Genomic DNA, 22,157 nt, shown 5'->3' on the forward strand with positions numbered 1-22,157 from the left:
CGGCGACCGCCCTCAGCTGCGTGCCTCCTGTGCGATGGAACCTGTCCGTTTCGGAGCCTCGCTTTGGAAAGAATTCGGCCGTGCCGGCGGGAGCGGCGGCATCGAAATGCGGCGCGCAGGGGCGATCTCGGCCGGCTGCTGCCCCGTGCTCGAGGACTGAGTCGGGATCGGGGCCATGCGATCGGCCACAGGCTTCTCCCCGGCCTCCGTGGACGCGATGGTCGGCGCGTCTCTCTGGATAGCGGGCGCGATCGCCTCCGATTGCGTCTCGGAACGGCCCTCACCAACGGCTGAGCTCGCGCGAGGCGTTCCGGGTTCCGGCCGCACGGGGACGTCTTGGCCGGCCCGCGCCGGGCCCGCGACATCCGCACCCGTGGAGACGACGTGTTTCAGGACGTCGCTTGCGGAGGAGACCATGGCCCGGGCGTGATCGGACACGGTTTGCACGACATCGGGTGCGGCGGCCGCGACCTTCGTCACGAGCCCGCTCGCGCCGTCACCGAGATCGCGCCAGACGACGGAGTTCGACGGCACCCAGCCCGATTCCCGTGTGACCGTCACCCAGCGCCCGACGCCACAAGCCGACTCCGCCAGGGTTTCGGGCGCCGCACCGCTGGCCGGGAGCGGCTCGGGCCTGACCAGGACGTAGAGCTCGCGCCGCTCCGTCTGCGGGAACGGCACCGCGTAGGTCGCGTCGACGGTGTCGCTGGTCTTGGGCAGAATCTCGGTCACGATGCCTCGGCGAGTCCCGACGGATCCGCCCGAAATCGTGACCGCGCTTCCCACCTGCAGGTTCTGGCCCTGGCGGTAGGAGAAGATGGCGACGACGAAGCTGCGCTCGCAATCCACGACGGAGGCGAGGCTGTCGCCGGCTCCGACGTGCCGTCCGGTCGTGGCGTTGACGTTGTAGACGACGCCCTTGGCCGAAGCCTTGATTTCGGAGGTTGTCAACCTGTCGAGGCGCTGGTCCTCCCGCTTCAGCAGCGCCTGCTGATCGACCATCGCGGCCTTCAGCTCCTTCTCCTCGATTGCAAGGCGCTGCGTATCGTAGGTGATGGAGAGTTGCTTCTCCGACAGGTCGGCGAGGCTGCGCAGTTCATCGCCCAGGAACAGCCCGCGAGCCAGTCCCTCGAGCTGAACCGTCTTCTGATTGAGCTTGGCCTCCGCCGCCTTCTTCTCCTGAATCGCGGCATTGAAGGCTTGCGTCGTCGACTTCACCATATCGGGGCTCGCCACGTCGCGCGCGACCATGCCGACCTGACGCTCCATCAGCACCCGCTTCTCCTCGCCCGACGCGTTGGCCGAGGCGATTTTGGCTTTGAGTTCCTCGACCTGTGAGCGGAGGACCTGCATCATCTGTGCGGACTGATCCCGGATCGCCCGATCGATGGCCGCAAGATAGGCCTCGTTCGAGGTTCTCTTGTTCTCGGCGGCAAGCGCGCGCTCCCGCAGTTCGGAGACCCGCCCAGCAAGCTGGATCGCCGTGGCGCGATCCAGGCGGTCATTGGTGATCTGGGCCACCAGCGAACCGCGTTCGACCTTGTCCCCCGCGGTGACCGGGATCGCCCCGATATCGCCCGCGATCGGGGCCGTCAGCAGGGTGACCGGGGCGTTGACCACCGCGCGATCGGATTGGTCCGCCACGAGAGGCGGAAGCACCGAGGTGCCGATCAAGATCGCCAGAACCGAGGCAAGACCGACGCTCGACACGCGGACGAGCCGGCTATGGCGGTGCTCGGGCGCGGACGTGAGGGTAGGCTGGGACACGAGGCCAACTCCAGGCGGGTGGAATGGGTCGCTCTGCGGACGGCAACCGATCGGGTCACCGGCCGTGCGACGCCCTCTGAATTGCTGCGGCGCCGAAAGGGTTGCGAAAATTTTTCGTTAAATTCGAATTAAAAGCGACCATGTAAGAATATAGTCGGAGCCGGACAGCGCCTGAGAGCGTACGCATAAGTCCAATTTACGGTTGCGGTGCACGCGATTCGCCGAATTGTGGCGCAAATGCAGTCATCTTTGTTCAAAATATTGTCATTCGAAGCGCGGGGTGCGTCGATTGTTTGCAGGCTGTCGCCGCTTCCGCGCGCTGCACCCTTGCCCCTCTGCCTGCATGGGTGTGCTTACGTGCATGCCGCCGCAATGCGTGGCGATACATGCGGCGCCCAAGTTCCAGTCCCCCGGCCAAGCTCTGGACTAAGAATGCCTCACAAAACTCCCGGCTTCCGACCGTTCTCGCTCTGGCGATGACAGCGCGGCGGGAGTTTTGTGAGAGACCCTAAGCCGAGTACGCTCCAACTTGGCCTGCCCATCGTCCGTTGTCATTCGCACTGCACTCGGGTTGGCATCAACTCGCGTGAACACCCGTAGCTCTGGCCCGGCCCAACGTTAGACATCTCGGTCATGCCGGCCGCCGGATGTCATGCAGGGCAACGGCATGCACTGTCGGGCGTCACCAAGCCTCAATTGGTCGATTGGACCGTGACCGCTGCACTAAGAGTGACCGCGCAACCCTGAAGGCTCCCGCTCTCATATATTCGAGACGCGGAATTCGTAGCCTCTGTCCTCAGGCTTGAATGCATCAGCACAGACAAAAATCGCGGTGATCCTACACTCGCTGCGCTCGGCCTGTTCGGTGGGTCGTTCGCGATTCACGTTGTCGGCGGCAATGGATAAGAACCTCGAGCGCAACTCCCATCCCGACGCTCCCCACGAACGCTTTCAGCGCGTCATCGAGGTCTGGAGTTAGCTTTGATCCGCAACGGGAATGCCTGCTTCGCGCCAGCAGCAGACCGTTGGCACGCATATCACGAAGGCCCAACATTGTTCGCTCAACCAACCGACGCCACCGGCTTCGGTTGGCGCAGTGGTTACGGATGGGCCGGTCGAACGGGAGATGAAAGCACGGCCCCGAGCGGCAGCCGATCAGATCGATTGACCGAGGATGCCGAGGATTTTTCGGCGCAGACGCACCAATTCAGGATCGTCGCGGTGGCGGGGATAGGGACGCTCGACGAGGATGTCCGCGCGGATCGCGGCCGGGCGGTCGGAGAGCACGATGACACGCTCGGCCAGCACCAGCGCCTCCTCCACGTCGTGGGTGACGAGGAGCGCGGTGAAGCGCGTCTCCTGCCACAGCCGCAGGATCTCGGCTTGCAGGCTGAGTCGGGTCAGAGCGTCGAGCTTGCCGAGCGGTTCGTCGAGGAGGAGAAGGCGCGGCGCGTTCACCAGGGCGCGGGCCAGCGCCGCGCGCTGGGCCATGCCGCCGGAGAGCTGGTGCGGGAAGACCTCGCTGAAGCCGTCGAGCCCGACGAGGCGCAGGGCCGCCTCGACCCGGGCCGCGCGTTCGCGCCTGGCGACACCGCGGGCCTCCAGCCCCAGCATCACGTTCCCCTGCACCGTGCGCCAGGGATAGAGCGTCGGGTCCTGGAACACGAGCAGGCGCGATGGATCGGGGCCCGTGACCCCCGTCCCGTCGATCGAGATGCGGCCAGCGCCGGGCGGCTCCAGCCCGGCGACGAGACGCAGTAGGGTGGACTTGCCGCAGCCGGAGGGACCGAGCAGCGCCACGAAGCCGCCCGGCGCCACGTCGAGGGAGATGCGGTCGAGCACCGGAAGCGCGGCGCCGCGGATGTCGAAGGCGTGCGAGACAGCCTCGACGGTGAGCCGCGATCCGGCGGCCGCAAGGGGCGCCGGGGTGGAGTGTTCGAGCGGTCCGGCTACCATTGCACCAGCCCCTTCTGCCAGGAGAGCACCCGGTCGCGCAGGCGGAACAGCAGGGTGATGAGCCCGGAGCACATCAGCGCCATCACGATCAGCGCGGCGTACATGTTGGCGTAGGCGGCCCAGCCCTGAGCCCATTGCAGGTACCAGCCGAGGCCGGACTTCACGCCGAGCATCTCGGCGACCACCAGCACGGCGAAGGCGCCGCCGAGCCCCATGAACAGCCCGACGAAGACGTGCGGCAGCGCCGCCGGCACTGCGACCCGCAGCACGAGGAAGGCGGGCGAGGCCCCCAGCGTGCGCGCCACGTCGAAATAGGCCTTGTTGACCCCGGCGACCCCCGACCACGTCAGCACCGTGACCGGGAAGCCGGTGGCGAGCGCGATCAGGAAGGTGCTGGCCGACCAGGACGAGGGAAACACGAAGAAGGCCATCGGCAGCCACGCGGTCGCCGGCAGCGGCCCGACGAAGCGCAAAATCGGATGCGCCCAGTAGCCCACGGCCTTCGACCAGCCGATGGCGACGCCGAGCACGAAGCCGAGACCGGCGCCGATCAGGTAGCCTCCGGCGAGCAGCTTCAGCGAGGCCAGGATGCTGCCGCCGAGCCTCGGCCAGTTCTTCCAGGAAAACTTCGAGGATCGCCTGCGGCGGCGGGAAGAAGGGCATCGGCAGGAGCGCGAACTTCGCCGTGATGAGCTCCCAGGCGGTGAGGGCCAGCGCCAGAAGCGTCAGCCAGGGCGTCCAGTGCGCCAGGGAGGCTCCGGCCCGGCCGAGATGCGCCGACCGGGCGACCAGCAGCGGCAGGACGAGGCCGAGGCCGAGGGCCCCGGCCGCGAAGGCGACGGTGGTGGGGAAGTCGCCGTCCTCCGGCAGGGCGTAGGTCGCCCCCGCGAGCGCGAGCCATGCCGCGCCGAGGGCGAGCGCTCGCAGCGGCAGCCCCGGGGAGCGCCCATGGGCATCGGGCAAGGCGCCGGCGAATCCGGTGAGGCTGGTCATGAGCGCCCCTCAGCTCAGCACGTCGGCATAGACGCGCTCGGCGAACTTAGCCGTGTCGGTGGTGCGCTTGAGGACGTTCACCTGCTTGAGCTCGTCGCCGTAGAGCACGAGCTGGCGTTTCAGGTCGGTGCCGACCGGGCGGTCGCCGTGGTGCTGGCTGCGCAGCATTGCGGCAAGATCCTCGACCGAACCCTTGCCGCCGTAGCCCGAAAAGATGCGTGCGGCGTCCTCCGGGTTCTCGTGGACGCGGTGACCGGCCTCCAGCACGGCGCGGGTGAGCGCGGCGGCGGCAGCGCGGTCGTTGCGGATCAGGCTGCCGCGCACGGCGACCACGCAGCAGGTGCGATCGGCGTAAGCCCCCGAGAGGTTGGTCGCGACTTCCGTGAATTTCGGGTCCTTCAGCCAGATCCACGTGCGCGGATCGGAATCGGCCAGCGCCTGCGCCTCGCCCTTCTCGACCGCAAGGTTGAGGAGGTCGGCCGGGTATTGCCGCCACTCGACGCCGGTCTCCGGATCGATGCCGGCCTGCGCGAGCAGCAGGGCGAAGAAGTTCTTGGCCGGGCTCGCGTGATCGCTGATCGCGATCGTTTTGCCCTTCAGCGCCGCGACGTCGGTGATACCGGCGGATTTCGCGCCGAGCAGCCGGAGGCAGCCGCCGTGCAGGCCGGCGGTGATCTTCACGTCGAAGCCCTGTTCCAGCGGCTTGAGCCAACGCAACGCCATGCCGATGCCGGCATCCGCCTTGCCCGTGGCGATGGCCTCCAACAGAGCCTCGGTCGAGCCGCCGAAATTCACGAACTCCACGTCGAGACCGTGGGCGGCGAAGATGCCGCGCTCCTTGGCCAGCGGCGCCGCGGCGGTGCAGATCGCGGTGGCGTTCCAGGCGAGCTTGATCGGCTTCAGGGGACCGGCGGGCCCCTCCGCGGCGGCGGGGCGGCAGATCGGGCCGGGATCGAACGGCACGGTCGGACCGGGGCCCCAAGCTCGCACGCCGCCCACCCCGAACCCAAGCGGGAGAGCCGCTGCGGCAGCGCCCGCGCGCAACAGGAACCGGCGCGACGGCAGGAGGCCGGGGCGCGAGGGCTCGTCGGTCATGGTCGTCTCCGCAGGGTCGCAAGGCGGGACGCACCGGAGAATCGCCCGGTCAACCGGGACGATGCGGCGCGTCGATATCGGGAACAGCTTCTCGGAAGGGGCTGGTTTATTCAGTTTTCAATTGCTTGGCAGTTAAGTCAATCGAAGCATCTTTCCAAAATACGTCATGTCCGGCGATAGACTTTCGCAGCTTTGACGTCCGCGAGAAGATTTTTCGCCCAACGATCCGGGTTGAGGGTGATCAGCGCTGGATCATCGGGAGGCGGCAACAGGACGGTCCGTTCGCAGGCGAGACACCGCGGACACTGCCTCCGAAGCAGAGGTCCTACGCGTCGTCGACAGAGCAGAGCGCGATCTTCCGGTATTCGGAAGCGTGCGGGCAGAACCTCCTTCCAGAGGTCCCATCTTTGGAAACACGTTTCGTTGACCGCCCGCTCCTCCGCGCCGAGCATAGCGAGACCTTGCGAAAAGCCTCTCGCCAATCGTCACGGCACTCGGCTCAGCCTCTCCCCCTCGCTCTTTCCTCATGCCCTCTCGATGACCATGGCCGCCGCGTCTCTCGATACCGTCCGGCGTCTGGCCGAGAACTTTGCCGCGGAAGCCGGTGAGCGCGATCGCGCCGGCGCTTTTCCGCACGGACCGATCGCATCCCTGCGCGAAGCAGGTCTGATCGGGCTTACCGTGCCGGAACGGCTCGATGGCGGCGGGGCCGGGCTGGCGCGGGCGGCACAGGTCGTCGGTACGCTCGGTGCCGGCGATCCGGCGGTCGCCTTGGTGCTGGCGATGACGCTGCTCCAGCACGGGCTGATCCACCGCGCCGGCACGCCCTGGCCGCGGGCGCTCTCGGACACGGTCGGGCGCGACGCGGTGACGAAGGGCGCCCTCATCAATGCGCTCAGGGTCGAGCCCGATCTCGGCACACCCGCCCGCGGTGGCCTGCCCGGCACGCTCGCCCGGCGCGACGGCGACGACTGGCGGGTATCGGGCCGAAAGATCTACTCCACCGGCGCGCCGGGCCTCGCCTACGGCGTCGTCTTCGTGCGCACCGACGAGCCGGAGCCGCGGGTCGGCAACCTGCTGGTGCCGATGTCGTCCCCAGGCATCCGCATCGAGGAGACCTGGGACCATCTCGGCCTGCGCGCCTCGGGCAGCCACGACGTGGTGTTCGAGGACGTGCGGGTGCCGGGAGACCACGCGGTCGATCTGCGCCGCCCGGAGGAATGGCGCCGGCCCGATCCGCTGCAGCAGGCCTGGAGCTGCACCCTGCTCGCCGCCCTCTACGACGGGGTCGCACAGGCGGCGCAGGCGTGGTTCCGGCACTTCCTGCACGAGCGCGTGCCCGGCAGCCTCGGGGCGCCACTCGCCAGTCTGCCGCGCTTCCACGAGGCCTTGGGCGAGAACGAGCGGCTCCTCTCCGTCAACGCCCGGCTCGTGGCGAGCCTCGCCGCCGAGACCGATGCGGGCACGCTGCCGGCCCCGCAGGAGGCAGGCTTCGTCAAGCTGACCGTGACCGAGAACGCGATCCAGGCGGTGCAGCGGGTGGCCGAGTTCTGCGGCAACGCCGCCCTCTCGCGAAAAGCGCCGCTGGAGCGGCACCTGCGCGACGTCCTGTGCGCGCGCATCCACTGGCCGCAGGGCGACGCGGTGCGGGTTGCCGCCGGCCGCACCGCGCTCGGTGTCTGACAGTCGAGGGAAATCCGGATGAGCCTGCTGCCGCCCGAGACGACCGAGTTCATCGGCTTCGTCGCCCCACACGAAGTCTCCGAGACGCGCGCGGCGCGCGGGCCGGCGATCGAGCCCGACTATCTGCGGCTCCTGGCCAAGGCGCACGAGCGGGGCGGGTTCGACCGGGTGCTGGTGGCGGCCTATTCCACCTCCCCCGATCCCCTGCTGATCGCCACGGAGATCGCAGCCGCGACGCGGCGCATCGGGCTGATGATCGCCCATCGCACCGGCTTCACCGCGCCCACGATCGCGGCGCGCCAGTTCGCGACGCTCGACCAGCTCACCGGCGGGCGCGTGGCGATCCACGCGATCAGCGGGGGCGACGACCGCGATCTCGCCCGCGACGGCGACCACCTCACCAAGGACGAGCGCTACGCCCGTACCGCCGAATTCCTCGACATCCTGCGTCTCTCATGGACGTCGGATGCGCCCTTCGATTACGCGGGCCGCCATTACCGGATCGAGGCCGGATTCTCCGAGGTGAAGCCAGTCGGGGCGATCCCCGTCTATTTCGGCGGCGCCTCGCCGGCGGCTCTGGCGGTGGCCGGCCGACACGCCGACACCTACGCCCTGTGGGGCGAGACCTACGCCCAGGTGCGCGAGCTGATCGGCAGGGTGCGGGCGGCGGCCGCCCCGCATGGGCGCTCACCCCGGTTCAGCCTCTCGCTGCGGCCGATCCTGGCGGAGACCGAGGAGCGGGCCTGGGGACGGGCGGAGGCCATCCTTGCGGAGACCCGGCGGCTGCGGACCGCCCGCGGCCTCGCGTCTGCAACGCCCCCGCAGAACGAGGGCTCGCGCCGGCTGCTTGCCGCGGCAGCGGAGGGCCAGCGCCTCGACAAGCGCCTCTACACCGCGATCGCCGCCGAGACCGGCGCCTCCGGCAACTCCACGGCGCTCGTCGGGACGCCCGAGCAGGTCGCCGACGCGCTCCTCGACTATCACGACCTCGGCGTGCGCACCTTCCTGATCCGCGGCTTCGACCCGCTGGAGGACGCGATCCAGTACGGGCGCGAATTGCTGCCGGCCTTCAAGGATCTGCTCGCCCGGCGCCGCGGCACGGCGGAGGCCGCGTGATGGCCCGCTGGCTCGTCCTGATCGCGCTGGCGCTCGCGAGCTTCACGCCTGCCCGCGCGGAGGAGGTCTTGCGCGTCGGCGACCAGCGCGGCAACGCCCGCGCCCTGATGGAGGCCACGGGCGTGCTCGACGGCCTCCCCTACCGGCTGGAATGGAGCGAGTTTCCGGCGGCCGCCCCGCTGCTGGAAGCGTTGAATGCCGGCGCCATCGATGCGGGCGGCGTGGGCGATGCCCCCTTCACCTTCGCCGCCGCCGCGGGGGTTCCGGTCAAGGCCTTTCTGGCCTTCCGCAACCGGCAGGACGGGCTCGCCATCCTCGTGCGGCCCGATTCTGCCATCCGCAGCGTGGCGGACCTCCAGGGCAAGCGGATCGCCACCAACCGCGGCTCGATCGGCCACCAGGTCGTCCTCGCCGCCCTCGAAGAAGCGGGGCTGCCGGCCGACAGCGTGCAGTTTCGCTTCCTGCCGCCGGCCGACGCCAAGTTGGCGCTGACCTCGGGCGCGGTCGATGCGTGGTCGACCTGGGAGCCCTACACCTCCGCGGCCGAACTCGCCGGCCTCGTGCGGGTGCTCCGCGACGGCAACGGCATCACCCCGGGCCTGAGCTACGCGGTGGCGAGCGACGCCGCGCTGAAGTCCAAGCGCGCCCTGCTCGCCGACTACGCCGCCCGCCTCGCCAGGGCCCGAGCCCGGGCGCTGACCGATCCGGCGCCCTATGCTGCCGCATGGTCACGGCTGATCGGCCTGCCTGAGGCGGTGCCGCTGCGCTGGTTCGGGCGCGCGCGCTACCGCACCGTGCCGATCGATGACACCGTGATCGCCGACGAGCAGCGCATCATCGACCTCTACGTGCGGGCCGGACTGATCCCGGCGGCCCGGGCCCCGCGCGCCGAGGCGATCCTCGATACCGGGTTTTCGGACGCGCTTGCCGCCGTGCGATGATCGCGCGACGAAGGATTTTGTGAACATGCACGACCTCGGCGACGGCCACACCCATGACCACGAGCCTCACGACCATGAGCCTCACAGTCACGACCACGACGAAGGCGCCGCGCGCTGGAAGCACGACGGCGTGCGGGTGATCCCCGGTGACCGGCTCGATCCCAACACGGCGCAGACGCCCGGCATGTTCCGGCAGGCGGCGGTCAACGCCGCACGGGTCGGTGCCCAGAAGATCTGGGCCGGCACCGTGGCGATCGAGCCCGACGCCAAGACCGGCGTGCACCACCACGGCGCGCTGGAGAGCGTGATCTACATCGTCTCCGGCCAGGCCCGGATGCGCTGGGGCGAGCGCCTCGAATACGTGGCGGAGGCCGGGCCCGGCGACTTCATCTTCGTGCCGCCCTACGTGCCGCACCAGGAGATCAACGCCTCGACCGACGAGCCCCTGCACTGCGTGCTGGTGCGCTCCGACAACGAGGCGGTGGTGGTCAACCTGCCCGATGTCGAGGCGGCCGAGCGACCCGAGACGGTCTACTGGGTCGATCCGATCCACAAGCACCCGTGAGGCAATCGGCCGAGCGTTCGGCCGGCCGTTGGCGCGAGCGGATGCGAAAACCTGTTTGCGCTCGAGGCCCTCGGCACCATCGACATCCGGGTCACCGGTCCCACCGTCGACGTGCCGGAGCGGCGTCCTTGCCGCACTGAAGGGCGGTGCGGCCGCACGCGCCCCCGCCTCGGATCAGGCGGCCTCCGCGCTGAAGCGTCCAAGCTGTTCTACGGCGTCGCCAAACTCGGCGATGCCCGCAGCCGCGCGATCCAACCGGCTTCGACCCGCCGCTCGCAACGGGCGCCGGATGAGCAGCGCGCCGCCAGCGTCCCTGACGGCTCTGTGCGCCTCGCGGTCGGGCTGGCGAACATCGACGAGATCCGGACCGACCTCGATCATGCGCTCGCCGCCGGTCGCAATGACGGTGTGTGGCGAAACCCAAGGCTCAACTGGAAGCGGAATCAGTTCGCAGGCGACGGCGGGCCGCCGTCCCGTTCCGGGGGCGCGCGGCGAGAAGTGCGGAACAAGGCTTGCCAAACGGCGTTCTCTCGACAATTATCGAGTAGAAACAATGACTTATCGAAAATAATGCTCTTGATCCGCTCTCCCGCGCAGCAAATCTTCTCCCGTATCCCGGCGCGGTTGGCAGGCTCTTCCTCCCCCTCCCGCGGCGCGCGATTTGAGAAGCTGCGTGCGGGCCGGTGGATCGGAAGCCGTGACGGGATTCCCGCTTCAAGGACACCATCATGCTGAGTGCGACGATGCTTCCCGGCGATCAGGTCGTGTTCGATCGGCTCGACCTCGCCGAAGCCCTCGGGATCTGGCGCCATGCGCGGGGCCGGGTGATCGGCATCCACGGTCAGGCCGGCCGCGCCACGATCGATGTCCAGTTCGACGGCCACGAGACCCTGCAGAGCTATCTGCCGGACCTGTTCCGGCGCATCCCGTGAAGCGATCGGACGACCCGACGATGCGTGCGCGCGATCATCGCTGCGGCCTCCGCCCGCTCCCCCTGTCCAATCCGGAGACCCGGTCGTGACCGCAGCCCTGGCGATCGTCCCGCCCCTGCGGGCGACGAGCCGCAGCATGGCGGAGGGGGATGTCTGGGCGGCGATGCGGAGCGAGGCCGAGGCTGCGCTGATCGAGGAGCCGCTCTATGCGGGCCTGATCCAGGCGACGGTGCTCGACCAGCGCAGCCTGTCGGAGGCTCTGGCCTACCGCCTCGCCCACCGGCTCGGCGACGGCGACCTGTCGCGGCTCACCATGCGCGATCTCTGCTTCTCCGCCTTCGAGGCCGACCCGCATGCGGGGCTGCACGCCGTGCGCGATCTCATCGCCATCCGCGAGCGCGACCCGACCTGCCGGCGCTATCTCGATCCGTTCCTGTTCTACAAGGGTTTCGCCGCGCTCGAAGGCTACCGGGTGGCGCACTGGCTCTGGCATCAGGGCCGGGCGACGCTCGCCCTGCACGTGCAGAGCCGCATCTCGGAGGTGTTCGGCTGTGACATTCACCCGGCGGCGCGGATCGGCTCCGGGGTTTTCATCGATCACGCCACCGGCGTCGTCATCGGCGAGACCACGGTCGTGGCCGACGACGTCTCGATCCTCCAGTCGGTGACGCTCGGCGGCAACGGCAAGGAGAGTGGCGACCGGCATCCGAAGATTGCCCGCGGGGTGCTGCTCAGCGTCGGCGCCAAGGTGCTCGGCAACATCCGGGTCGGCGAAGGCGCCAAGGTCGCCGCCGCCGCGGTGGTGCTGCACGAGGTGCCCGCCCATACCACCGTCGCGGGCGTGCCGGCGCGGGTCGTGTCCCGCCTGCGGAGCGACGAGGAGCCCGCCCAGACCATGGATCAGTCCTTCGGTTTCGGCGACGGGATCTGAGCCGGCTGCCAGAAAAATCTTTCCGCGACGAGTTGCTTCAAGACATTCTCCAAGAGAACATCTTGTAGAACATTTTTCCATTAAAATGTGGATTTATAAAACGTTCAACTCATTAAGACAGCTTAAGAAGATCCATCTCCTGCTGCGTCCGCAAAAATTGGAAAATCATTCCGTTGACCGCCGGTTGTCGCCGCGCCTAGTACATCAATTGTCCCGGCCGAACGTCTCAATAGGCCCGGCTCGGGCAAGTCGCAATCAATAGAGCGATGGTGTTGGCAAGTTCAGTGCGGCGCCGGCGTGGCCCTTGTGCCTGCGCCGTGCCGGCGGCTGCCTGTCATCCGCACCCGATGTGCTGCCGGCGCCGGGCCTCCGCGTCCACACCGGCCGAATTTCCGAAACACCGCAAGGAGACGACGACAGATGAGTGGACCGGGTCTGAGCGTGAGCGCATCCGCCGCGCGCAATCTAGCGACCGCGACCGTCACCTCGGTCCAGAACGTCGCCAACACCCCCCGCTTCCTCCTGCGCCTGCTGCCCTTCGTCGACGTCGCGGGCGGCGTCTACCGGGTCAACCGCCGCGCCGTGGTGCTGGCCAAGCCCGGCCGCATCGATCTCAGCCTTGAGGACAAGGGCCGCACGGTCCGTCCCGGCTCGCTGCGCGCCGTTCCGCTGTTCAGCCGCCTGGGCGATGCCGAACTGGCCACGCTCGCGGACAAGTTCACGCAGAGTCGCCACAAGGCCGGCGAGGTCATCGCCGAGGAGGGCTCGTCCGGCCGCAGCCTCGTGATCGTGGCCGACGGCACCGTCGAGCTGACCCTGTCGGGCCCCTACAAGGGCCGGCTGCGCCAGGGGCTTGCCACGCGCGGCGATTATTTCGGCGACGACGCCCTCGTCGGCGAGGCCGGCCCGGCGCCGGCGGTGAAGGCACTCTCGGCGGTGACGCTGCTCACCCTCGACCGCGCCGCGATCGAGGACGAGGCCGTCCGCTCGCGCATCGACCAGTACCAGGAGGAGCGTGACCGCCTCAAAGGGCACACCAACTCCTACGGCGAGCAGGGCATCGAACTCCTGGCGGTCCATGCCGGCGAGCCGCGCCTGCCGACCACCTTCGTCGATTACGAGATCGATCCGCGCGAGTATCACCTCTCGACGATCCAGACGATCCTCAACACCCACACCCGCGTCACCGATCTCTATTCCAACGAGATCGATCAGCTGCGCGAGCAGATCCGCCTCACGGTCGATGCCGTGAAGGAACGCGAGGAGTGGGAGCTGCTCAACAACTCGCAGTTCGGCCTGCTCGGCGAAGTCGCCGGCCGCCAGCGCATCCCGACCCGCTCAGGGCCGCCGACCCCGGACGACCTGGACGAGTTGCTGACCCTGGTGTGGAAGAAGCCGGCCTTCTTCGTGGCCCATCCGCGCGCCATCGCCGCCTTCGGCCGCGAGGCCACCCGCCGCGGCGTGCCGCCGGTCGTCGTCCACCTGTTCGGCGCGCCGTTCATCACCTGGCGCGGCGTGCCGCTGGTGCCGAGCGACAAGCTGCCGATCGACACCGATCCGGTGACGGGTGCGCAGACGACCTCAATCCTGCTGCTGCGTGTCGGCGAGGGTGAGCAGGGCGTGGTCGGCCTGCAGAAGTCGGGTGTGACCGGCGAGATCGAGCCCGGCCTGTCGGTGCGCTACATGGGCACCAACGATCACTCCATCGCCTCGCACCTCGTGACCCGCTACTTCTCGGCCGCAGTGCTGGTGGAGGACGCGATCGCCCGCCTCGATAACGTGCTGCTGGGAAACTACCATGACTACGCCTAACGCCCCCGCTCTCGGTCTTCCGACCGGCACCGCGGGCGATCTGGCGCATGCCGATCTCGTCGGGCGCCTCGCCCGCGAGATCACCGGCCAGGGACAGGCGGGAAGTGCACCGTTCCAGCCCCAACTGCCGCAGACGCCTCAAGTCCCCCAGGGGCTTGAGAGCCTTCCCTCCGGTTCCGGGCAGCCCGCGCTGCCCGGCGCCGCCCTCGGCACGCCCTCCGTGCCCTCGGGCGCGCTGCCGTCGGGCTTCCAGCCCGACCTGTCGGCCCAGGCCGCGCGCTCCTTCGGCACGCCGCCGGTCGGCCTGCCGGGCCTGACCGGTCCGTCCCATGCCAACCCAGTCGGCGCGACGCCCGCGCCGGCGAGCGCAAACCTGTTCGACGTGGCGGCGATCCCCTCGGTGCATCCGTTCACGAACCCGAACCGGCTGCCCGAATTCTTCGTGCCGAGCCTGCCCGACGTCGCCGCGGCGATCCCCGGCGGCCCCGACCTGCACCGGCAGATCGCGGCCGACCATCCCCGCGCCAACGGCTTCGCCCACGCGCTGGCACCCCACCTCGTGCCGCGCGATCCCGGCAAGCCCGGCGGCGACGCCGCGCAGGAGCATTTTTCGGAGTTCGGCCACCTGCCGCATCCGCGCACGCCGGACAACACGGGCGACTACTACTTCCTGAGCCCGGCCCCGCCGCCCGCACGTGCGACGAAAGCTGCGGCCCAGCCGCGGGTCGAGCCCTCGCGCCACGCGGGGCCCGCCCCGCGGGTGACCTCGCACGGGTCGGTTCCGGCCGGCGCGCCGTTCGATGTCGAGCACGTGCGAAAAGACTTCCCGGCGCTGCACCAGAGCGTGAACGGGCACCGCCTCGTCTGGCTCGACAACGCGGCCACCACCCACAAGCCGCAGAGCGTGATCGACGCCACGAGCGAATTCTACGGCCGCCACAACTCGAACATCCACCGGGCCGCGCACACGCTCGCCGCCCGCTCCACCGACCTGTTCGAGGGCGGTCGCGAGAAGACCCGCCGCTTCCTCAACGCGCCGAGCAAGGACGACATCGTCTTCCTGCGCGGCACCACGGAAGCGATCAACCTCGTCGCCAACTCCTACGGCCGGGCCAATATCGGCCCCGGCGACGAGATCATCCTCTCGACCATCGAGCACCACGCCAACATCGTGCCCTGGCAACTCCTGGCACAGGCGACGGGCGCGACGATCCGGGTGATCCCGGTCAACGACCGCGGCGAGATCATCTTCGAGCAGTATGCGGCTTTGCTCTCGGGCCGCACCAAGATCGTCTCGGTAACCCATGTCGCCAACGCGCTGGGCACCGTGAACCCGATCCGGGAGATCATCGCTCTGGCGCATGCCTACGGCGTGCCGGTGCTGGTCGATGCCGCGCAATCGACGCCGCACATCCCCATCGACGTGCAGGCGCTCGACGCCGATTTCCTGGTGTTCTCCGGCCACAAGGTGTTCGGGCCGACCGGCATCGGCGCCCTGTACGGGAAGCGGCACCTCTTGGAGGCGATGCCGCCGTGGCAGGGCGGCGGCCACATGATCGAGGACGTCACCTTCGCCAAGACCGTCTACAAGGGCGCACCCGAAAAGTTCGAGGCGGGCACGCCCGACATCGCCGGCGCGGTGGGACTCGGCGCCTCGCTCGATTACCTGGAGAGCGTTGGCCTGCCGGCGATCGCGGCCTACGAGCACGACCTGCTCGAATACGCGCAGGAAGGCTTGGCTGACGTGAAGGGCCTGCGCCTGATCGGCACCGCGCTCAACAAGGCGAGCGTCATGTCCTTCACGGTCGATGGCCTCACCAACGAGGCCGTCGCCCACCACCTCGATTCTCTCGGGATCGCGGTGCGCTCGGGCCACCACTGCGCCCTGCCGGCGCTGCGCCGCTTCGGCGTCGATCAGTCGGTGCGCGCCTCGCTGGCCTTCTACAACACGCGGGAGGACGTCGACCTCTTCCTGCGCGGGCTGCACACCTTACCGCGGCACTGACCTACGCGCCCAAGGACATGCCGGCCCGCTGCAGCGGGCCGGACACCGTTCCGGGACGGGGCCGCTGGCTCCTCGACCGGCTCGGACCATCCGATGCCGTGTAGATCCCGATACCCGTCGTTCACGGGCGGTGGCCCCTCGATCGAACGATATTCGGGTGCCCGACAACTCCATCGAATGATCCGAAGCTCTCGATCGAGACTGTCCCGATTTCTCGGGCCGTCCAGGGCGGACAAAGCCGGGCATGTCGCATCCGCCCATGCAAGGAATTCCCATGTCCGCCCTCGACGCCGCCCTCCCGTCCGACGCCCCCCCCAAACGGGGGGGTAAGCCCCTGCGCATCGCCCTTTGGACGGCGCAGGTTCTGGTGGCCGCACCAACGCCCCGATCCGTCCGCGGGCCTGACGGAGCCCGCTCGGCTGGCTTGCCCGCTCCAACAGGGTTACGCCTGCCGACGGTCCGAAGCTTCGGCCAGTGGCGGAACCGATGAAGGCCGACGGTGGTCTCGGCAAGGGTGGCCCTCATAAACGGATGAGCGAATGGCTCGGCTTCTGTCCGCTGATCTCTCAGAGCCGATCGACTGCCTGATTGTCGGGGGTGGCCCGGCCGGGCTGACAGCCGCACTCTACTTGGCCCGCTTCGAGCGCCGATTCCTCGTGGTGGATGCAGGCGATTCCCGCGCGTCTTGGATACCCACCAGCCACAACATCCCGGTCTTCGCCGACGGCATCTCCGGACAGGAGATCCTCCGCCGTCAACGCGAGCACCTCGCTCGGTATGGATCCGAGGTCACACATGGCACCGTCACAGCCTTGCGCAGGGTCGAGGGAGGTTTCGCGGCCAGCGTCGAGGAGGCGGGCGGCATCTCACGCGAGGTGCGGGCGCGCCGGGTGCTTCTCGCCACGGGCGCGGACGACGTGGAGCCAGACCTGCCGGACCTTCCCGACGCCGTCCGACGCGGCCTCGTGCGCTACTGCCCGATCTGCGATGGCTACGAAGCGAGGGGCAAGCGCATCGCGGTGATCGGTCATGGCGACAGGGGCCTGGGAGAGGCGGTGTTCGTGGCCCGCACCTACTCGCGCGACGTGACGCTTCTGACGCTGGGACAAGGCATGCACCTCGACGCGGGCGAGCGCGAGCGCGTCGAGAAGCACGGCATCAAGGTCGTCCACGAGCCGGTGACAAGCCTTGATGTCGAGGATGCCCGGATCACCCGGCTATGCACGGCGAGCGGTGATGAACATCGGTTCGAAGTGCTCTACTCGGCTCTCGGATTGAAGCTTCGCTCCGAGCTCGCATTGGAACTGGGAGCCGAGCACGATGAAACGGGAGCTCTCCTCGTCGACGAGCACAACCGCACGACGGTACCGGGTCTCTACGCCGCCGGCGGCGTGGTGCGTGGTCTCGACCAAGTCGTGGTTGCGATGGGACATGGCGCGATGGCGGCCACCGACATTCACAACCGCTGCGAGCTGCCGACCGAAGAGGAAGTCGACGGAGCCGACAGCTCCGCCTGATCTCGACAGCGCGCGCGTAGCCCTCAGAGCATCGCGGCCGGCGCTGGCCAATGGCTCGTCGTTTGGGCCGAACCGACCCAGAGCGCCGACAGGGCGGTGACGCGAGGGATCGGCACGATCACGGCGATGTCATCGATGGGCTGTGGCTAATATATCATATGACCTGAGCTGGGCCGCTGCTAACAGGGCGCACGTTTAACAAACCCCTGGTTCAAACCTTGCGCAATTCCCTGATCCTTGCCGGCCTCACGGGCATTCTCCTGTCGGGCACGGCGCTCGCCGCCGACCTCCCGCGCCGCGCGGCTCCGCCGCCGGTGTTCCAGCCGGTGCCGGTGTTCACCTGGACGGGCTTCTACGCCGGTTTCAACGCCGGTTACGGCTTCGGCACCCAGGATGACCGCGTCCCGACCGTGATCGGCGTCGGCCCGGCCTCCCTGCTCGTGCCCCCGGGCACCACCGCCGTGGTCGCGTTCAGCAACCGTGAGTCCAACGAAGGCTTCGTCGGCGGCGGTCAGATCGGCTACAACTACCAGTTCACCCCGGGCTCCGGTGTCGTGATCGGTGTCGAGGCCGACGCCCAGTACGCCGATTTCGGCCGTGACCGGAACCGCTTCCTCTCGACCAGCCCGCTGGCCGCCCAGCAGGTGTTCAACCCGGGTGGTCTGTCCGGCCTCGACTTCTTCGGCACCGTCCGCGGTCGCCTCGGCTACGCCTTCGACCGCACCCTCGTGTACGGCACCGGCGGCTTCGCCTACGGCTCCGGCGGCGGTCGTGAGTTCGGCACCGGCGTGTCGAGCAACGACTTCCAGACCGGCTGGGCCGCCGGTGGTGGTATCGAGTACGCTCTCCCGACCGACTCGTTCCTGAACTTCTTCAAGTCGTCGGCCGTGACGCTGAAGGTCGAAGGTCTGTACGTGAACCTCGACCGCGGCACCGGCGGCCGTGGCGCCTTCGCGACGGACAACCAGGGCCGCACGGTCTCCATCGGCAGCCCGGGCACCGTGCTCGTCAGCGGTGGCCAGCAGGTCCGCGACACCGAGTTCGCCGTCGTCCGCGCCGGCCTGAACTACAAGTTCGGCTCGTACTAGTATCCGGATCTCCGGCGGTCCCTCACCGGACCGCCGGATGGTCTGACGCTTCTTCGTGAACAGAGAAACAGGCGCTCCTTGGGAGCGCCTTTTTTCGTTCGAGCGCTCGGACCCTGACCGGGCGGCAGAGTTGCACGTGCGCATGATCTGGGGCGGAAGGCGCTGTGTCCTGCAGGGATGGGACAGGCTGCGATGACGCGGTTGGCGCGAGGCTGACGGCCTTCGGTCAGCCTGAGAGGGAGCCGCGTCGCGTACGGGCGCTTCGTCGGGTGGGCACGACAGGCCCCGCCAACCGTTGAGCAGATTGGGCCGCGGGGCACGCTTTCGAGGAACGATCCCATCCTCTCGATCATTCCTGCCCGCCCATATCGGGCTCAGGAAGCAATCGATGCCACGCCTCGCTACCCTCGGCCTGCTGCTTGCCGCACCGTTCGTCGTCGCCTCGGCCTCTGCCGCACCGGAGAGCAAGCGCGGCAACCCGGATCTCAAGAAGTACTGCACGGGCGATGCCTTGCAGTTTTGCGGAGGCATCGACTCCGATAGCCCCGAGATGGATGCCTGCTTCAAGAAGCACCGCGCCGAGCTGTCCGAGAACTGCCGCCGCGCGATCACCGCCTATGAAGCGTCGGGCGGCAAGTGAGCTATCCGTTGATGCACGCCAAACTCGCTACGATCCTTATCACGGTCGGGATCGGTATGGCCGCCTCCGCTCACGCACAGGGGCTTCAGCGCGGCGCGCAGGAGGGGGCCGCGCGTGGGGAGGAGATGGCCGGCCCCCTGGGAGCCGTGGTTGGCGGAGCGATCGGAGCGGCCGTCGGGACGGCCAACGGGATTCTTGGCATCGACCGCCGTGAGCGATTTCGCATCTACGCTCGGGCTGAACGTCGTCCCTCCTTCGTCTCCCGTCTGCCGGTTCGCGTCGGCACCGTCCTGCCCGACGAAGGCCCGGTCTACTACGACGTTCCGCGCGAGTTCGAGCTCAAGGGCTACAACTACACCATCGTGAACGATCACCCCGTGCTCGTCGAACCGGGCACGCGTCGCATCGTCGAGGTGATTGACTGAGGAGTGATCGACTGAAGAGGTCGCAGCCTGGATCGGCATGCAAAGCCGCGGGCTTGGCTCTCCCCGTTCTAGGGGCTCAACGCGGCATGCCGCCGGCTCGAAAGTGATTGGGCCGTCGGACTCGTCATTGATTGTTAACCATGATGCCCCCATCTGAGGGACATGCCGATCGCGACCCTGTCGCTTGATCGGTCGCGGCCACGATGCCGGGATGGGGGTGACGCCGGATGTACGCGCACCTTCGTTCCAGCTTCCGTGGCCGTTCCTTTTCAGCGCCGGTCCGGATGACTTTGAGGCGCGTTCAGAGCCTGCTCATCGAAGCGAAACGGAGCCGGTTCCGTACTGTCCACCAGCAGGCGGATCATCTCTGACCGGCTCTCCAGCATGATGGCAGGAGGTTCGCCGACCAGAGACCGCCAGCGGGCCACGAACTCCGCTTGAGGCAGATCGGCGAGAACGTCCAAGGTCGGCAACCTTGTCTCATCCGGCATACCGGCTCTCCTGTCTGGTGCGCCTATACGGCGTTGCTCGCGATTCCGTTTCGCCCCCCATGCCGGGAAGGTTAACAACCCCTTTCGAGAAAGGGGCATCCGACCGGGCAGCCACAGGCGCCGGGTCTGAGGACGGCCCGGCTTTCTCCGCCGATCGATCATCCCCGGCAGGCCGAGGAGACCGTCTCTCGTGAGGAGCGGCGGGCACCTGCAGCACGGCCTCAGATTGGAAGTCCGGAAGTCTTGCACGTTCTCGTTCCCGGCCGAACCTGTGGCACCTGCGCGGCGTGCTGCCGGGTTCTTGAAGTCAAGGCGCTGGCCAAGCCTGCCGGAACCTTATGCGAGCATCAGACAGGTGTGGCATGCGGCATCTACCGGGATCGTCCGGCCGCCTGCGCCACCTGGCACTGCCTCTGGCGCAAGATCGGGGCTCTCCCGGATGAGCTGCAGCCCGACCGTTCAGGGGTGATGTTCTCGCTGGAAACGGCTCCCACGGCGGAAGACCCATTCCTGCGCGCCCGCATTGTTTGCCGGGCCGTGCATGGGCCTGACGCCTTCGAGCGGTGGGAGGCTGTCGAGGCGATCGACATGTTCGTTCAAGAGGGCTCGCTTCCGGTATGGACGGCCTTCGACTCCGTGACGTCTCTGGTGTACCCAGAGCCTGCCCATGCGGATCGGCTGCGGGACGCCATCAGGCATCCGCACCTGGCGATAAGCCAAGTCTGCGGGCAAGAGGCTGCGACCTGGAGGCTGAGGCTCGGCTACGGCGAGACGCCTCAAGAAGCCAACGGTTTGGAACAAAAGCCGCTCGGCGCGTTAAAGCCTCTGTTCGCCACAGGAGGAGCACACATGGCAACCGGTACGGTAAAATGGTTCAACGAGACGAAGGGCTATGGCTTCATCCAGCCCGACAACGGCGGCAAGGACGTGTTCGTGCACATCTCGGCGGTCGAGCGCGCCGGCCTGCGCGATCTCGCTGAAGGGCAGAAGGTGACCTACGAGGTCGAGATCGACCGGAAGAGCGGCAAAGAGTCGGCCGGACAGCTCCAGGTTGCCTGATCGTCGGGCGTCTTAGGGTCGCCAATAAGGAAAGCGGTGGGCTGGCTTAGCGTCAGCCTACCGGCCTGGAGGGCGTTTGCCTTCTTCGATTTCCGGGCGCTCATGCGCTCGTGAAAGGGCTGTCCCTGCGACCAACTGCCCAGCTTGGGATCACCCGCCGATGAAGCGCGGTTGCCACCTCGCCTTCATACGGACCGGAGCCCCTGCTTGTTCAATCCCTTCATGACGTCCCTTCTGCTCGCGTTCGAGGCGCAGCGGGTTATCGAACTCCGTCTGGTACGGCTTGCCTGGGGCGGTCAGGAAGGGTGGGCCGAGATGAACTCGATGGTGTTCGAGAAGATCGCGGCAGCCACTGAAGCGACCACGACGTTGCTGACCGGCGGTTCACACGAGGACGTGGTTGCCCGCTACCGTGAACACGTGGCTGCGAACACGGAGCGGCTGAGAGCGTAGCGTCCGCCCCGGCGAGCCGGGAGATGCGCCGTCCGGGCCGGATCGGAAGTCCAGCTCTCCCCTGCGTGGCGGTGCTGTCACCGACGTCGTCGTGAGCCGGCTCGCCGTTCTGGGCGGGCCGCTCAGGGTACGATGCAGGCTGGTGAAGCCCGTTCGCCTACCGGCCTTCGAGGCGGCAAGAGGGGGCTGTTTCGACGGGGCACGAAGCGGGCGGCTCTCGGTAGATCCGCACTCCGGGCGGCTCATCGCCGTTTTCCAGCGCAATGCGACGCTCTTCCTCGGCGTAGTCCCAGCTCCACTCGTCGGAGTGCTCCCCATCCAAGACGACGCCGGCCCGGCAGCCCCAGCCATGCTTGCGGGCGATCTGGGCCTGCTCGTAGGTGACGGTGAAATAGCCGTACTCGTGAAGCTCTCGGTCACGGCAGAGGATCTTACCGTCTGCTGTCACGATATCGCCCGGCTTCGCACCTTCCGGCAGTGTCGATGTCATATTTGGTTCCTACGCGTCGTGCCTCAGCACGATCATACCGATCCAACGGGTGCGTGGAACAGGTCACCGCGCAGATTCCTGCAAAATAACGACAATCAGAATCGGCACCGATGCGCTGCCTCGTGGTCGAGCTCCGGGGCCTTGGTTGCGGCACCGACGACCCGTGGAATGCCTCGGTGCGCTCGAAGTCCTCACTCG

General features: G+C 68.1%; 20 protein-coding genes and 1 pseudogene. 15 read left to right on the forward strand and 6 right to left on the reverse strand.

The window, feature by feature from the left end:
- Positions 1-12: 12 nt before the first annotated feature.
- The 4 genes and pseudogenes from OVA30_RS01940 to OVA30_RS01955 all read right to left on the reverse strand — a co-directional run bounded on the left by OVA30_RS01940 (position 13) and on the right by OVA30_RS01955 (position 5,811).
- Positions 13-1,767 carry an HlyD family secretion protein gene (locus OVA30_RS01940; protein WP_268174433.1) on the reverse strand — a complete coding sequence of 585 codons (1,755 nt, stop codon included), beginning with the start codon at positions 1,765-1,767 and terminating at the stop codon, positions 13-15.
- A 1,155-nt stretch (positions 1,768-2,922) separates the two neighbouring features.
- The gene (locus tag OVA30_RS01945) at positions 2,923-3,723 is read right to left on the reverse strand and encodes an ABC transporter ATP-binding protein (RefSeq protein ID WP_268174434.1); all 801 of its coding nucleotides are present in this window, start codon (positions 3,721-3,723) and stop codon (positions 2,923-2,925) included.
- Positions 3,717-4,716 (reverse strand): annotated as a pseudogene (locus OVA30_RS01950) (ABC transporter permease). The gene OVA30_RS01945 and the pseudogene OVA30_RS01950 overlap by 7 nt, the downstream one beginning before the upstream one ends.
- A 9-nt stretch (positions 4,717-4,725) precedes the next feature.
- Positions 4,726-5,811 carry an ABC transporter substrate-binding protein gene (locus tag OVA30_RS01955; protein WP_182569842.1) on the reverse strand — a complete coding sequence of 362 codons (1,086 nt, stop codon included), beginning with the start codon at positions 5,809-5,811 and terminating at the stop codon, positions 4,726-4,728.
- Between the two features lie 537 nt (positions 5,812-6,348).
- Here OVA30_RS01955 and OVA30_RS01960 point away from each other — a divergent pair.
- The 13 genes from OVA30_RS01960 (at position 6,349) to OVA30_RS02020 (ending at position 19,466) form a co-directional block, all read left to right on the forward strand.
- Complete coding sequence (locus OVA30_RS01960) at positions 6,349-7,494, forward strand: acyl-CoA dehydrogenase family protein (protein WP_268174435.1); 1,146 nt, start codon at positions 6,349-6,351, stop codon at positions 7,492-7,494.
- An 18-nt stretch (positions 7,495-7,512) separates the two neighbouring features.
- Complete coding sequence (locus tag OVA30_RS01965; protein ID WP_268174436.1) at positions 7,513-8,610, forward strand: LLM class flavin-dependent oxidoreductase; 1,098 nt, start codon at positions 7,513-7,515, stop codon at positions 8,608-8,610.
- Positions 8,610-9,551 carry an ABC transporter substrate-binding protein gene (locus OVA30_RS01970; RefSeq protein ID WP_268174437.1) on the forward strand — a complete coding sequence of 314 codons (942 nt, stop codon included), beginning with the start codon at positions 8,610-8,612 and terminating at the stop codon, positions 9,549-9,551. Before OVA30_RS01965 ends, OVA30_RS01970 begins: the two co-directional genes overlap by 1 nt.
- A gap of 25 nt (positions 9,552-9,576) precedes the next feature.
- Positions 9,577-10,116: a cupin domain-containing protein gene (locus OVA30_RS01975; protein WP_268174438.1), complete on the forward strand. Its 540-nt coding sequence runs from the start codon at positions 9,577-9,579 to the stop codon at positions 10,114-10,116.
- 111 nt (positions 10,117-10,227) lie between these two features.
- Complete coding sequence (locus tag OVA30_RS01980; protein ID WP_268174439.1) at positions 10,228-10,851, forward strand: PLP-dependent transferase; 624 nt, start codon at positions 10,228-10,230, stop codon at positions 10,849-10,851.
- Entirely contained in the window at positions 10,845-11,048 is a 204-nt protein-coding gene (locus OVA30_RS01985) for a hypothetical protein (RefSeq protein WP_003600621.1), read from the forward strand. The genes OVA30_RS01980 and OVA30_RS01985 overlap by 7 nt, the downstream gene beginning before the upstream one ends.
- 85 nt (positions 11,049-11,133) lie before the next feature.
- Positions 11,134-11,979 (forward strand): serine O-acetyltransferase, encoded by an 846-nt coding sequence (cysE, locus tag OVA30_RS01990; protein ID WP_003600623.1) that lies wholly within the window; start codon positions 11,134-11,136, stop codon positions 11,977-11,979.
- A 420-nt stretch (positions 11,980-12,399) separates the two neighbouring features.
- Positions 12,400-13,791 carry a family 2B encapsulin nanocompartment shell protein gene (locus OVA30_RS01995; RefSeq protein ID WP_003600625.1) on the forward strand — a complete coding sequence of 464 codons (1,392 nt, stop codon included), beginning with the start codon at positions 12,400-12,402 and terminating at the stop codon, positions 13,789-13,791.
- Positions 13,778-15,796, forward strand: coding sequence for a family 2A encapsulin nanocompartment cargo protein cysteine desulfurase (locus OVA30_RS02000; RefSeq protein ID WP_268174440.1), 2,019 nt, complete (start codon positions 13,778-13,780; stop codon positions 15,794-15,796). The genes OVA30_RS01995 and OVA30_RS02000 overlap by 14 nt, the downstream gene beginning before the upstream one ends.
- Positions 15,797-16,335: 539 nt before the next feature.
- Positions 16,336-17,313: an NAD(P)/FAD-dependent oxidoreductase gene (locus tag OVA30_RS02005; protein ID WP_268174441.1), complete on the forward strand. Its 978-nt coding sequence runs from the start codon at positions 16,336-16,338 to the stop codon at positions 17,311-17,313.
- A 218-nt stretch (positions 17,314-17,531) separates the two neighbouring features.
- On the forward strand, positions 17,532-18,401 hold the full coding sequence (locus OVA30_RS02010) for an outer membrane protein (RefSeq protein WP_003600628.1): 870 nt from the start codon (positions 17,532-17,534) through the stop codon (positions 18,399-18,401).
- A 388-nt stretch (positions 18,402-18,789) separates the two neighbouring features.
- The gene (locus tag OVA30_RS02015) at positions 18,790-19,041 is read left to right on the forward strand and encodes a cysteine rich repeat-containing protein (protein ID WP_003600629.1); all 252 of its coding nucleotides are present in this window, start codon (positions 18,790-18,792) and stop codon (positions 19,039-19,041) included.
- A gap of 11 nt (positions 19,042-19,052) precedes the next feature.
- Positions 19,053-19,466 carry a DUF1236 domain-containing protein gene (locus tag OVA30_RS02020; RefSeq protein WP_056118465.1) on the forward strand — a complete coding sequence of 138 codons (414 nt, stop codon included), beginning with the start codon at positions 19,053-19,055 and terminating at the stop codon, positions 19,464-19,466.
- A 269-nt stretch (positions 19,467-19,735) separates the two neighbouring features.
- Here OVA30_RS02020 and OVA30_RS02025 read toward each other — a convergent pair whose 3' ends face one another.
- On the reverse strand, positions 19,736-19,957 hold the full coding sequence (locus tag OVA30_RS02025; RefSeq protein WP_056501704.1) for a hypothetical protein: 222 nt from the start codon (positions 19,955-19,957) through the stop codon (positions 19,736-19,738).
- Positions 19,958-20,806: 849 nt separating this feature from the next.
- Between OVA30_RS02025 and OVA30_RS02030 the strand changes: the two genes are divergently transcribed.
- Complete coding sequence (locus OVA30_RS02030; protein WP_012252841.1) at positions 20,807-21,016, forward strand: cold-shock protein; 210 nt, start codon at positions 20,807-20,809, stop codon at positions 21,014-21,016.
- A gap of 207 nt (positions 21,017-21,223) precedes the next feature.
- Positions 21,224-21,469 (forward strand): hypothetical protein, encoded by a 246-nt coding sequence (locus OVA30_RS02035; protein ID WP_012252842.1) that lies wholly within the window; start codon positions 21,224-21,226, stop codon positions 21,467-21,469.
- Positions 21,470-21,626: 157 nt separating this feature from the next.
- On the opposite strand, the gene OVA30_RS02040 is transcribed toward OVA30_RS02035, so the two are convergent.
- Complete coding sequence (locus tag OVA30_RS02040) at positions 21,627-21,959, reverse strand: hypothetical protein (protein ID WP_056117739.1); 333 nt, start codon at positions 21,957-21,959, stop codon at positions 21,627-21,629.
- Between the last annotated feature and the right edge of the window lie 198 nt (positions 21,960-22,157).

It is taken from the genome of Methylorubrum sp. SL192, from assembly GCF_026672325.1.
Lineage (GTDB): Bacteria > Pseudomonadota > Alphaproteobacteria > Rhizobiales > Beijerinckiaceae > Methylobacterium > Methylobacterium extorquens.